The organism is Mycobacterium sp. 1423905.2 (genome assembly GCF_001673155.1).
Classification (GTDB): domain Bacteria; phylum Actinomycetota; class Actinomycetes; order Mycobacteriales; family Mycobacteriaceae; genus Mycobacterium.
Genome location: NZ_LZLE01000207.1, coordinates 1 through 13,142 on the forward strand (window position 1 = coordinate 1; position 13,142 = coordinate 13,142).

General features: G+C 62.3%; 11 protein-coding genes. All 11 read right to left on the bottom strand.

Going from position 1 to position 13,142, the window contains the following annotated elements; all coding sequences use genetic code 11:
• Positions 1-172: 172 nt before the first annotated feature.
• Positions 173-709: a cupin domain-containing protein gene (locus A9W95_RS12075; protein ID WP_253851639.1), complete on the bottom strand. Its 537-nt coding sequence runs from the start codon at positions 707-709 to the stop codon at positions 173-175.
• A 124-nt stretch (positions 710-833) separates the two neighbouring features.
• The gene (locus tag A9W95_RS12080) at positions 834-1,604 is read right to left on the bottom strand and encodes an SDR family NAD(P)-dependent oxidoreductase (RefSeq protein ID WP_067412578.1); all 771 of its coding nucleotides are present in this window, start codon (positions 1,602-1,604) and stop codon (positions 834-836) included.
• Positions 1,605-2,001: 397 nt separating this feature from the next.
• Complete coding sequence (locus A9W95_RS12085; protein ID WP_067412580.1) at positions 2,002-2,919, bottom strand: LLM class F420-dependent oxidoreductase; 918 nt, start codon at positions 2,917-2,919, stop codon at positions 2,002-2,004.
• Positions 2,920-3,034: 115 nt separating this feature from the next.
• Entirely contained in the window at positions 3,035-3,415 is a 381-nt protein-coding gene (locus A9W95_RS12090; RefSeq protein WP_067412583.1) for a nuclear transport factor 2 family protein, read from the bottom strand.
• A 1,016-nt stretch (positions 3,416-4,431) separates the two neighbouring features.
• Positions 4,432-7,368, bottom strand: a complete 2,937-nt coding sequence (locus A9W95_RS12095) for an RND family transporter (RefSeq protein WP_067412585.1) — start codon at positions 7,366-7,368, stop codon at positions 4,432-4,434.
• Entirely contained in the window at positions 7,365-7,787 is a 423-nt protein-coding gene (locus A9W95_RS12100; protein ID WP_082983050.1) for an MmpS family transport accessory protein, read from the bottom strand. Before A9W95_RS12100 ends, A9W95_RS12095 begins: the two co-directional genes overlap by 4 nt.
• 209 nt (positions 7,788-7,996) lie before the next feature.
• Positions 7,997-9,466: an MFS transporter gene (locus tag A9W95_RS12105; RefSeq protein ID WP_253851640.1), complete on the bottom strand. Its 1,470-nt coding sequence runs from the start codon at positions 9,464-9,466 to the stop codon at positions 7,997-7,999.
• Positions 9,467-9,518: 52 nt separating this feature from the next.
• Entirely contained in the window at positions 9,519-10,184 is a 666-nt protein-coding gene (locus A9W95_RS12110) for a nitroreductase family protein (protein ID WP_067412588.1), read from the bottom strand.
• A complete protein-coding gene (locus A9W95_RS12115; RefSeq protein WP_067412589.1) occupies positions 10,181-10,570 on the bottom strand; it encodes a RidA family protein in 390 nt (129 codons plus the stop codon). Before A9W95_RS12115 ends, A9W95_RS12110 begins: the two co-directional genes overlap by 4 nt.
• Before the next feature lie 45 nt (positions 10,571-10,615).
• Positions 10,616-11,551 carry an NADP-dependent oxidoreductase gene (locus A9W95_RS12120; RefSeq protein ID WP_067412592.1) on the bottom strand — a complete coding sequence of 312 codons (936 nt, stop codon included), beginning with the start codon at positions 11,549-11,551 and terminating at the stop codon, positions 10,616-10,618.
• A gap of 72 nt (positions 11,552-11,623) precedes the next feature.
• On the bottom strand, positions 11,624-13,102 hold the full coding sequence (locus tag A9W95_RS12125; RefSeq protein WP_067412594.1) for an NAD(P)/FAD-dependent oxidoreductase: 1,479 nt from the start codon (positions 13,100-13,102) through the stop codon (positions 11,624-11,626).
• Positions 13,103-13,142 lie beyond the last annotated feature (40 nt).

Genomic DNA, 13,142 nt, shown 5'->3' on the forward strand with positions numbered 1-13,142 from the left:
GCGTGCGCTGAGCTTCGACGCCACTTTCGATCCGATTAGCCCGCGACCGCCAATTACCACAATTTTCATGGTGAACCTTCCATAGCTTCGTTGGACTACTTACTGCGATTTTTGCCTTACGCGGATCAAACCCGTCACGGTCAGTTGTCCCACCGGATCAGCGCACCTACGTTCAGCACCAAATCGGTTCACCGGGAAATTTCAAGTTAAAGCGTTTGCAGATTTCTGTCACGCTGTCAACGTCCATCTCTAGGGTGTACCGCGCGCAGAGTTGATCTAGAACCTCTGTTGATATCTTGTCTATACCGCCGAGGTCAGAAAGCTCGTCAAAGAACTGCTCGAATCCGGCCGGAGAGATGATCTCAAGGATGCGGGCGGAATCATCGCCTGCGTTCCAGAACGTGTGCCATTGGCCTCGTGGCTTGTAGATGAAGTCGCCAGGACCACCGTAAAGCACCTCGTCGCCAAGCAGAGCGCCTACGCGTCCCTCGATGATCCAGCTGTATTCATCTTCGTTGTGGTGACGATGAAGCGGTGCGGCTAGCGCACGGGGTGACATGGGGTGCTCTAGGACAGAGAAACGGCCTTCCGCCTGAGCCTTATCCAGGATGTGGCGAACTCCGATTGTTCCATTGAACACCCATTTGCCTTCCGTGCGGCCGACAAACTTAGCTGGCGGCCCGCCTTCCCTCAAGATGTCAATTGTCACTGCATTTCTTCCTTTCGGAATCTTTCTGACGTCGATGAGTGCTCGGCTTTTCTCGTATGTCACCGGGCCGTCTGTCGCGTTGCCCCGCGCAGCCGTAATGGCTTCCGCATTATTGATTCAGCGGTTAGTTGCGGCCGGCCATGACGCCACCGTCGACGTTGAGAATTGCGCCGGTGACCCAACTGGCCTCATCAGAGAGCAGATACGTCACGGCGTTGGCGACGTCGGCGGGGGTGCCGACTCGTCCTAATGGATGAAACGGTGCGAAAGTGTCGAGAGTGGCGTCGATCTCGTCCTTTGGCACCCACCGTTCGAGGGCTGGAGTCTTGACGGCCGCTGGTGCTACCGCGTTGACGCGAATCTTGTGCTCCGCAAGCTCGATCGCCAAGTTGTGGGTGAGCGCATGCAGACCGGCTTTTTGCATCGAGTGGCCACACGAAGGCGTCGCACCGATCGCCTGATGTGCCCACATGCTGCCGACGTTGACGATAGCCCCGCCCTTCCCGCTCGCGATCATGCCCGCAACGACGGTCTGCGTTAGGAAGAACAGGGCATAGTTGAGCTCCATGTACGAGTCATAGAACTGCGCGTCGTACTCGAGAAATGGCCTGGGGATGAAGAAGCCGGCCGCGTTGACCAACAGTGTCGCATCGCCGTGCTGTTCAGAAAGGACGCGCTGCACGTCGGCGACCGCGGCGCGGTCGGTCAGCTCGGCGGCGATACCCCAAGCATGGCCGCCCTGGCCCGTCAGCTCAGCGACTGTGTCGTCAACACGTTCCTTTGACAGGCCGATGATCACCCCGCTTCCGCCGTGATCGACGATGTCGCTCGCGACCTGGCGACCGATACCGGCACTACCGCCGACGACAATGACCTTCTTGGCCTCAAAATGCATAAGGGGGTCCCTTCGTGCATCTCCATACGTCCGGCTGGGCAGCAGCTCTCGTATGGGCGACGCATAACTTCTTCTGCTGGCGGGCCCCGCGGACGGGGCGACGATCCAGCCTGGATCTGGTCGTACTGACACTGCGGCCATGCGGGGTGAACTGTCATCACCCCGACCGCCTATTCACCCGGGTGAGTAATGCGCCGCGGTGATTCGAAGCGCTAATCGACGGGCGTGACAGCGAGCGCGGGCTGTCTGCGGGTTACGACGATCGCGTCGGCTAGCAACAACAGCGTTGAGCCGGGCGCGCCCCCGGGTTGATCAGGGAAGTCCGTGACTGGCTTAGGCGAACTCAGTGCGTCCGAATACGTGGCTGGGATCCTGCTGCCACCGCTAGCCCGGCCGGTCAGAGTGACGCGGCGACAGCCCAGAGTTCTTCGGCGGCTGCGGCGTCCGCCCAGCCCAGCATGCTTAGCACCACATCAGTCGCACCCGCATCCAGATAACTCTGAAGCTGATGCCTGACTGATTGCGCTGAACCCACCGCGGCAAGGTTCGCCGCGCTGGCGACACCTTCTCGCGCAATTACCTTCCGATACGACGGAATGCTCTCGTAGAAGCTCAACTGCTCGGCCGCGAAATCCTTGGCCACACCGACGTCGTCGGACACCAATGCGGGCACCTGCGCGATGATCCTGGGTTTCGGCCGTCCAGCGTCGGCGGCCGACGTCGTGATTGCTGGTTCGATGAACTCTGCGATCGTCCTCGGGCCAGCAAGGTACGTCAGGGTGCCGTCGGCCAGCTCGCCGGTGACCTGCAACGCCTTTGGGCCCATCGCCGCCACGTACACCGGGACGGGCGTGCCCCCGGCAACTCGCACCGGCCATCCGGGGTGTGCGCTGATCTCGCTGCCGCTGAAGTCCACCGCTCCGGTATCGAAGATCGATCTCAGCACCGTCAAGTGCTCGCGAAGTCGGGTGATCGTGTTCGGCCACGACATCCGGAAGGCCTGCCGCTCCGGCTTGTGCGCGCCCAATCCGAGTCCGAGACTGAAGTTTCCGTGCGACGCGGCCTGCGCCGTCTGCGCTAGCGACGCCACGATGAGCGGGTGACGTGGGTTGATCGGCACCACCGCCGTGCCGACGCCGAGCCCCGGTACGGCCGCGCCGACCAAAGCGGCGAGGGCGATCGCATCGTGGTCGGATTGCTGGCCTAGCCAGATCTGGCGAACCCCAAGACAATACGCACGGCTCGCCTGCGCTACCACGTCATCGACTAGATTCATCGCGCCCGGATTGGGAAACAGCACGATTCCAGCCGGCATTCTGGCCTATTCCGATCTACTCGGCGTGATCGGGAGCCTTTGCATCATACGGGTCATCTCGCCGTATCCGGGGTGCCCAAGAATTCGGGCTTGGACATGCGGATGGGCGGACGGGTTAAGCACCCGGCGCGATCGCACAGGCTGCGACACAGACCCAAGTGCCATCACGCTTCTGATATGTGTCCGTGTACAGAGCCTCTTGCTCCGCTCCGTCGGCGAGCATGGTGTACGTGGCGCGGGCGTGGATCAGAGCAACGTCACTGAGGATGCGGATGTTGACGTCGTGCACACCGAGATCCTTGAATGGACGTGGCTTAGCAATGTAATCGAGGAACTCTTCACGATTCCGAGTGACGCCGGGAGTCTGCACGATGAAGTCTTCAGCGAGGAACTCGCTGAAACGCTTGACATCGTTGAACTGGTCGGAGTGGACGTAGTCATTGTTGAGCTGCTCGAGGATTGCCAGATCTTCAGTGGACTGCTTGGTGTCGTTCATTTTTCCTTCTGTCCGGTTCTCGACCTTCGGTGCGGGTGGGTTGTTGTTTCGATGCCGCGTACGGGTTCCCTTCCTGGTTCCCGGCGGCCTCGTCCGGACCGCCGTGTTTCGTATGAACGACGCCCTCAGCTGAAGCGCCCCGCGAACGGGGCGACGATCCCGCCGTTTCTGATTTGCACTGAGCCTGCAGCCTGGCGGGGTGAGCTGTCATCACCCCAGTTCTGTATTCACCCGGGTGGTAATGCGCCGGCCCATATGCCGATTGGACTGCATACGCACTCGTTCGACGCTGACATCTCGGTACTCCGTGTCGGCGTCGGCGTGCCGTGCACCACTCGAGAACGGGCGGCAAAGGCTTCCTGGCAGGCCGCAGATCATGTGCCGAATCGAGGACGGCACACTTGGCCAGTGTTATTCACTTTCACCTTTCGTGAAGCGGGTGAACGCCTGACCCGGCTCCCGGGTTACGAACCTCAGGGAACGCAGCGGTTCCGATGAGTCAGTCAGGGACCATTGTTTTCAGGTCGCTAGCCGAACAGCCGAACACGGCAAACTACCGATTCGAGTCCTCGCGCAGCGCACGTACGGGATCGATGCCGATCGGCGTGTGTTAGGAATGTGCCGCCTTTGCGGCTTCTCGCCGAGCCTTCTCTTTCATGTGGGTGGAGCAGCAATGCCCCATCTCGCAATGGAACCGGTCACTGCATTCATGCGAACAATAGACTGATGCGGCGGGAAGCCAGTCTGGATCGGACAGGTCACGCTGTCGGTCGTTCGGGTCGAACCGGTGGCCGCAATGTACGCAGGTCTTGGTCTTGACCATACGCTCAGGGTACGTGCAATCGCCCTAAATGGGCGCTGGTTTTGGCTCTATTGGAGGACTATAAATTGCGCACAACAGGTGGGTGCAATCCGCGAAAAATGTCGATGGCGCACATTTGCTTACGACTAGCGCACCCCCCGCGTGTTATCGGCCCGACGCGGTACGCAACCGCCGATGTGTGCTGCGCCGGCTGCTACGCCTGAGAATCCTGCGAAACAGCGTGCCGCGGGTGGTGCAGAAGTGCACGGACTAGGGGACGCGGCCCCACCGACCGAAGCATCAGGCTGGCCGGGCGGACCCGAACCCGCTTCGGCCACCAGAACCAGCGTCCCATCACCGTCATGATCGACGGTGTAATGAGAGATCGGACGACGAAGGTGTCGAACAGGAGGCCGATGCCGATCGTGGTGCCGAATTGACCGATCGCCCGGAGGTCACTGGTGATCATCGTGCCCATGGTGACGGCGAACACGACGCCGGCGGCAGTCACCACCGGGCCGGTAACACCCATGCCGCGGATGAGTCCGGTTTTCAGGCCGGCCCCGATCTCCTCCTCAATTCGGGACACCAGCATCAGGTTGTAGTCGGATCCCACCGCCAAGAGCACGATCAACGCGAATTCAGTTGCCACCCAATGCAACTGGAAATTGCCAAGGTGTTGCCAGATCAGTGTCGAGAACCCGAAGGCGGCCCCCAGTGACATCACGATGGTGCCGACGATGACGCCCGCTGCGACCAAGGCGCGGGTGACGATCACCATGATGATGAATATCAGCACGATCGACGCCACCCCCGCGATCATCAGGTCGTACTTCGCGCCATTGGCGATGTCGTAAAACGTGGCAGCCGTACCACCGAGGTAGATGTCGGCGTTCTCGAGCGAGGTGAGTTTCAACGCCTCCTTAGCCGCCTGGCGCTCCTGATCGACCGATGCGATTCCCTTCGCCGTCGCCGGATCCACTGCGTGGGTGATGATGAAGCGAGCGGCTTTGCCATCGGGCGACATCATCAAGCTCAACCCCAGCTGGAAATCCGGGTTCTGGAAGACCTCGGGCGGCAGGTAGAAGAGGCTTTCCACCTGAGAGTCGTTGAAGGACTTGCCCATAACGGCGTTTGTGTCGGTCAGGCGGTCGAACTGATCGATCAGACTGTCGAACGTGCTGTAGATGGTCATCGTCGTATCCCGGATCGACTTCGAGACAGCGATATTCTCGGGAATAATCGCCAGCAATTCGCGCGTAGCCGTGGCCGTATTGGTGAGGTCGCTGGTAAGGGCATGGAACTTTTCGGCGAGTTGGTCAAACCCGTCCAGCGCGTCGAAGAGCGATCGCAGCGACCAGCAGATCGGGATGTCGTAGCAGTGCTTCTCCCAGTAGAAGTAACTGCGAATCGGTCTCCAGAAGTCGTCGAAATCGGCTATATGGTCGCGGATCTCATCCGTGATGGCCGCCGCCTCGGCCGTGGTCTTGGAGCTGTCGTCCGCGGCATTCGCCAGCTTCTGCGTCACCGTGTACTGGCGCTCCAACAGGGCGATCTGGGTGTCGAGGAAGCCGGTGATCTTCTTGATGTCGCCGACACGGGCCTTGAGGTAATTGAGGTTGTCGCGGATCGGTGCGCTTTGCACACTGAGTTGAAACGGAATCGATCCGTCTTGAATCGGCGGGCCGAGAGGTCTGGTGATGCTCTGCACGCGTTCGATGCCCGGCACCCGGAAAATGGCGCCGGCGATCTTGTCCAGGACCAGCAGGTCTCTGGGATTGCGCAGATCGTGGTCCGATTCGATCATGAGCAGGTCCGGGTTCAAACGGGCCTGAGTGAAGTGCTGATCGGCTGCGTTATAGGCCTTCACTGAGGAAGCGCTTTCCGGCAGGTAGTACAAGTCGTTGTAGCGCGGGGTGAAGCCCATCAAGCCGATTGCGCCGACGATCGCCAGGATGACGGAGGTAGCGAGGATGGGCGCCGGCCACCGCACGATCGCCGTCGCCAGACGGCGCCACCGGGTGTAGTTGAACTCGCGCTTCGGGTCGAAAAGGCCGAAGCCGCTTGCGAATGCGATCAGCGCCGGCGTCAGGGTGACCCCGGCGGCCACCACCACCAGCAGACCCACGGCGCAGGGAAACGCCAGCGAGCTGAAGTAGGGCAGCCGGGTGAACTTCAGACAGGCCAGCGCCCCAACGATCGTCAGACCCGAGCCCAGGACCACCTTGGTTACCCCGGCGAAGGTGTCGTAGTAGGCGGCCTCTCGTTCCAGCCCCCGTTCGCGGCCCTCCTGGTAGCGACCGACCATGAATATCGCGTAGTCGGTCCCCGCCGCAATGGCCAGCGCCGTCAGTAAGTTGACGGCAAAGGTGGACAGGCCCATGATGCCGGTGTTGCCCAGCAGCGCTACCACGCCTCGGCCCGTCGCCAGTCCGACAAACAGGATGACCATCGTCAACAGCACGGTGCCGATGGACCGATAGACGAACATCAGCATGATCGCGATGATGATGATGGTGATGATCGTCATTTTGGCCAGGCTCGCATCACCTACGACGATCGTGTCAGCGGTCAACGCTCCCTGACCGGCGACGTAGGCCTTCACCCCCGCCGGTGGCTTCGAGTCCGCGACGATCCTGCGCACCGCGGCAACCGATTTGTCGCCGATTGCCCCGCCCTGGTCGCCCTTCAGATTGACCTGGACGTAGGCCGCCTTGTGGTCGTAGCTCTCGACACCCGACGACGTGAACCGCTGTCCCCAGAAATTCAGCGCATGCTCGACGTGTTCATGGTCCCGCTGCAGCTTCTTGACCAGATCGTCGTAGAACCGGTGAGCGTCCTCGCCGAGAGGTCTGTCACCGACCAGTGTCACCAGCACGAGGTTGTCGGAGTCGTATTCCTTGAATTTCTCCCCGATATGCTTCATCCCGGTCACCGACGGCGCGTCGGACGGCGAAAGCGGCACCGACACTTCCTCGGCAACCTTCTCCAACTGTGGGACAAAGACATTGACGCCGACCGCGATCAGCAGCCAGATTACGACGATCGGCAGCGCCAGCACGCGGATGGCGCGGGCGATCCGCGGTCTGTGCTCAACTTCGGTGGGCTGCGCGACGGGGATTCTGTCCGTGTCGCTCGTGTCGTCGGTCACGCGGACTTGTCCAAGCAGGAAACCTGCGCGTCCCGGGTGTTGACCTGTTGTTGATCGACCAACTTGCCGTCGACGGTGATCCGGCAACCGATCGACGGGCTGTCACCTTGGGCGACGACGTAGGCGAAAATGCCCGGCATCTCGGCGACAATCGTCTTTGACCAAGGCAACGTGGTGAAGTTGGCCTTTTGCGGCAGTGACTCCGCGTCCATCCAGTTGACAACACCGGTCGTCCCGGGCGGTCCCACGATTTCGTAAATGGCTGTCTTGGCCGCGTACGGCGGGGTCGCATCCCGGGGATCGGGCTTCGGGAGCCCGGGTCCTGGGAAAACTCCATTGAGTCGGACCACTGCCACGCCGCCGATGATCAGTGCCACGGCCACAACCAGAGGAACCCATGTCCGCTTGAGAAGTCTCAACGCCGTGCCCCCCGATCAGGACTGCCCGACGTGCTGATATTCAGACATCTCGTTGCGTGCGCCACGGTCAGCCGAACACCATCGCGGTCGAGTTGATTCCCGCGGCGGCCGCCAGACCGATGGGCTGCGCACCGACGCTAATCTCGCGACCGTGAAACCACCCGGTTGCAGTGCTTTTCACCATTACCTTTCGTCGAGCGCGTGAACGATTACCGCAGAGGGGACGATTCGGCCGCGGCCGAGGGCCTGCTGGCCAATGCGGGTTGCACACCGGGCCGGTCGCGGCACAACGCGGCAATGTCGCAGGGCACAGGCCGGCACCCGGCGGGAGGATTGGTTATCATCAGTCCGGCGCACAACGCGCCCAAGACGAACAGTGCGGCGCTCACCTCTAACGCGTGGGCGAATCCGGTGGCGCTCGCTGCGCCAACGCTGATCAGGCCGATGGACCCGGTCGACATCAACGCGGCCAGCCGAGAAACGGCGTTGTTGATCGCCGAAGCCAGGCCGCTGTGTTCGGTCGGCACCGAGGCCAGCGCCACCGAGGTCAACGGTGTGATAGTCGCAACCAGCCCGATGGCCAGCACGGTCATTCCGGGGGCCAGGTTGGTGATTGCGTTGAATCCCGTAGGTTTCGGACGGATCAGCAGCAGCCCGATCCCCGCCAAGGCGGGCCCGGCGATCAGGAACACGCGTGCTCCCACCCGCGCGGCGATGCGGCCGACGTGACGGGCGAACAGGAACGACAGCGCCGGGATCGGCAGGGTGGCCAATCCGGCTGCGGTGGCTGAGTAGCCGCCGATTTCTTGGGTGTAGAGGGCGACGGCCAAAGATCCCATCGTCAACGCACCGTAGACGAGTGCGGTGACGAGGTTGGCGGCAGCGAAATTGCGAAAGGCGAATAGCGGCAACGGAAGCATCGGGTACCTGCTGCGGAGCTGCCAACCCACGAACCCTGCCAGTGCGACGATTCCGATCACCGACGCTGTAATGACCTTCGGGCCGGTCCAGCCGTCGCGTTGTGATTCGATCAACGCATACACGGTCGCGGCGAGCCCCAGCACCGATAGGCCGACTCCGGTGATATCCACTCGGGCATCGTCGACCCGGCCCGGCATCGGACATAGCCAGAACGTCAGCGCATACCCGACTGCCATGGGGATCGCTGATATCACGAAAATCCAACGCCAGCCGAGGAAATCGACGCACAGTCCGCCCAGCAGGGGGCCCAAGGCGAATGCGGTTCCCGTCCATCCGGTCCAGACACCGATCGCCGCGGACTGGTGTGCTTTGTCGAATACCGTGTTGATCAGCGCCAGTGAGCCCGGCACGAGGAATGCCGCGCCCAGGCCCTGGGTGAGGCGCGCGATGGTCAGCATCACCGGTGAAGTGGCGAGCGCCGCCAGTACCGAGCCTGCCCCGAAAGCCAACAGGCCGAACCGCATCACCGGAACGCGTCCGAACAGATCCGAGATGGACCCGCCGGGCAGAATCGCGGCCGCCGTCGCCAGCAGGTAACCGTCGATGACCCATTGCTGCAACGCCAGTCCGCCGCCGAGCTCATGCTCGATGGCCGGCAACGCCAGGTTGATCACGGTGGAGTCGAGAAACGCGACCATCGACACCATCACCGCGACCACCATCGCCCGGCTGGTCGGTGCCACCTCGCGCAACGTCACAGCGGTCTCCGCTCGGCCCCTGGCCACGACCGCGCGCCAAACCCACTGCGACTCACCATCGGTCGAGATGCAGCACGTCGTCGAGCGGGATCCGCTTGGCAGGGCGGAAGGTTGTGCCGGTGTAGTAAGCGGTGGGGACGGTGGTGGCATGATAGACGTTGTCTGGCAGGCCGAGGATGGCCCGCATCTCCGTGTCGGCCAATATCGTCACCCCGGTCCACGTGGTTCCCAAGCCCCGAGATCGGGCTGCGAGCATGTAGCTCCACGTGGCGGGCATGATCGAACTCCAATACTGGTTGGCGTTTTCGCCCGTCAGCGCGCCGTCATCGTCGATGACCTCGACGCACGGGATCATCAGGACGGGAACTTCGCCGATGTGCTCGGCGAGATACGCCGCGCTGTCAGAGACTTTGCGCTGCTCGCGATTGCGTGCAGGGTCGTCCTTAAAGCGATCGGCGACCGCGAAAGGCGAAGCGACGATTAAGTCCCACGTGCGGCGGTACACATCGGCGATCGCGCGACGCTGTTCGGCATCGGTGATCACGATGAAGCTCCAGTTCTGCACGTTGGCGGACGTCGGTGCCTGCACCGCGATCTCTAGGCATTCCCGGATCAAGCCGATGGGAACGGGTTTGGTCAAATCGAGACGTTTGCGCACTGAGCGGGTTGTGGTCAGCAGTGCGTCGGTGGACAACTCGACGATCGGGTAATCGCTCATGCCGGCAGGATGGCGATGACTTCGACTTCCACGCGGATGTTGGGCCACACCAGCCCGTCGACGATGGTGAACATGGCGGCGGGTTGGTGACGGATGACTTCTTTGCTCACCGCCAGGTAGGCGGCCGCATTGTCACGGCTGGTGACCCACTGGCGCATGTAAACAATGTCAGTGAGCTTGGCGCCCGACTTGCCGAGTGCGGCTTCCACATTGGCCCAGCACTGCCTGGCTTCGTCGGTGAAGTCCTCAGGCACGGTGCCGTCATCGCGCACCCCGGGTGTGCCGGAGACGAATATCTGTGTGCCGGTTCCTGATACGGCGACAGCATCGGCGTAGTGTCCGATGTGATCAGCCACTCCGGTGATGATCGGGGTAATGGTGGTCATCTTGGAACTCCTTCGTTGTGGTTTTTCGGGGTGCTGGCAACTTGGTCAGATGTCTTTGGTGATCACCATTCCGCTGGGCACGTCGCCTGCGACGACGTGCGCGAGGGCAGCGGCGGCCTGATTCAGCCCGCAGGAACGCGGGGTCGGCATGCTCAACCGACGGGACGCGAGTAGCGCGGTGAGGCGGTCGAGTTGAGCCCCGTCGGAACGGACGTAAACCGGGGTCACCCTGATTCCGCGGGTGGTTGCGGGTGGGTCAGGGGTGATGGTGGCCAGCCGGCCGCCGTCGGCAAGCGCGGTCATCGCGATAGCGGCACCTGCGGGGGCCGCGTTGGCGACGGCATCGATGCAGCCCTTCGCCGCCGCTATCGCCTGTTGCGGCCACAGCGGATCGCGATAGTCGATGACTTCCCGGGCGCCGTGCCCTCGGACTCGGGCGGCGCTGCGCGGGCCGGCGGTGGCGAGCACGTCGACCCCGCGCATGGCGGCCAACTGGACAATGAGTCCACCGGTAATTCCGCCCGCGCCATGAACAAGCAACGTTTCTCCACCGCGAAGGGCCAACGCCTCCCCCACCACCTGCTCGGCGGTCAACGCGGGTACCGGAAAGATCGCTGCAGTCGCCCAAGGAATTTCAGGCGGTTTGCGGGCGAGCGATCCGACGGGTGCGATCAAAAGCGGCGCCCAGGTGCCCTGGCCGCGCAGCGGCACAGGGTGACACATCACCTCATCGCCCACGCCGAATCCGCTCGGCCGACTACCAACGGCCTTGATAACTCCGGCAGCCTCGACACCGAGTGCGAGCGGTGGACTCTTGCCGACGTCCCACCCGCCCTCACGAATAATGTTGTCCCAGTTGCCAACCCCGGCACCACGAACGTCGATCAGGACCTCGTCGGCCGCCAACGGTCGCGGGTCGTCCACTTCGAGCATCTCCACTGTGCCACCGAGCGTGCGAATCCCCGCCACGAGTATGGTCACAGTGCGACGACCGGCCAGGCGTAGGGCATTGTGGTTCCTCTTGAGATTGCTGGTTTAACGGGTTTGATTCGCTTAAGCGCTCTTCTGTGTTTTGTGCGCCTCGTTGTTCAGTAACTGGGCAAGTTCGGACTCTTGGGCGAGTAGCGGATCCCAAACTTGATTGACCGTCGGATGTGGCGCGACAGCATGGCGTAGCAGACTGACCGGGATTTTCGCGACGACAGCCAAGGTCGCTGCCTGCACCAGTTCGGAGAACTGCGGGCCGACGAATGTCGCTCCGAGCAGAGTATTGGTCTCGTCGTTGATGACCAGTTTCGCCCATCCTTCGAATCCGTCCCGGTAAAGGGCGAGGAATGACACTGCACCGGGGTAATGGGCAGTTCGCGTCCGTACCGCGAACCCGTCTGCGCGGGCCTGGCTTTCGGTGCGCCCGACCCAGACGACTTGAGGATCAGTGTGGATGACCTGCGCCAGATTGCCGGCATCACGGGCAGTCAACTCGTTCCCGGACAGTTGTCGCCCCGCGGCTCGTGCCGTGATGATGTCGGCCACGACACGGCCGTGGTACGTCGAGATATGAGACAGCCGAGCACGCCCGGTGGTGTCTCCGAGCGCGTAGAGCCAACCGCCTGGGACGCCAACCGCCTGTAGATGGTCGTTCACAGAAACAATCTCGCTGGTCGGCAGGCCAAGGGTTTCCAATCCGAGGTTGTCGGTATTGGTGCGCCGCCCGGCGGCAAGGACGACCTCGTCGATCTCGATGGTCTGGCCCTGGAAGGTTGCGCTGACGGGCCCGCCCGCCACCGGGCGGGCTACCGTCGACAACTCTGTCTCAAAGTGGATCGTGACGCCTTTGCTTCGCAGTGATTGCGCGACTAGTTCCCGAGCTTCCGGTTCGCAGTTGTAAACCAGGGCTTTTTCACGCACCAGAAGTGTTACCGCCGAACCCAACCCGCTCAGAATGGTCGCGAACTCGACGGCGACGGGGCCGCCACCCACCACCAGCGCGCGAGGTGGCACCCGTGTCATAGTCGTTAAGTCCCGGTTGGTCCACGGGCGTGCTTGCGCCAGCCCAGGTATCTCAGGCACGTTAGGACGGGTGCCGGTGGCGAGCACGACCGCTTGGCGGGCAGTCAAGATGGCCTCGGTGCTATCTCCCCGGGTGTAGGCCACGCGCACCGTTCGTTCACCGCTCAACCGGCCGAACCCATGAAACACTGCTACACCGGCTTGCTGCAACGATGCTGTTCGGTCTTGGTCCGACAGGTGCTCGATGAGCTCGTCGCGTTTCGCGAATACGGCCTCGACATCCAGCTTCTTCCCCGAAATGGCTCCTCGCACACCAGGTACAGCGTTCGCGAGGTTGAATACCTCGATAGGGCGAAGCAGCGTTTTGCTCGGGTTGCAGCCCCAGTAATGACACTCCCCACCGACCAGACGATCCTCAACGAGGGCTACCGAAATACCCACAGAAGCAAGCTTCCGCACGGCGGCCACACCGGCCACCCCGCCGCCTACGACGATCACGTCGAATTGCTTACTAGCCTTCATCTGCCCTCATTTCCAAAGATCGGTACGTGCAGCTGTGATT

Coding starts and splice junctions, on each gene's coding strand:
- A9W95_RS12085 (WP_067412580.1), bottom strand. CDS start 2,919: ATGCCGGCTGGAATCGTGCTGTTTCCCAATCCGGGCGCGATGAATCTA.
- A9W95_RS12115 (WP_067412589.1), bottom strand. CDS start 10,570: ATGACCACCATTACCCCGATCATCACCGGAGTGGCTGATCACATCGGA.
- A9W95_RS12080 (WP_067412578.1), bottom strand. CDS start 1,604: ATGCATTTTGAGGCCAAGAAGGTCATTGTCGTCGGCGGTAGTGCCGGT.
- A9W95_RS12090 (WP_067412583.1), bottom strand. CDS start 3,415: ATGAACGACACCAAGCAGTCCACTGAAGATCTGGCAATCCTCGAGCAG.
- A9W95_RS12125 (WP_067412594.1), bottom strand. CDS start 13,102: ATGAAGGCTAGTAAGCAATTCGACGTGATCGTCGTAGGCGGCGGGGTG.
- A9W95_RS12110 (WP_067412588.1), bottom strand. CDS start 10,184: ATGAGCGATTACCCGATCGTCGAGTTGTCCACCGACGCACTGCTGACC.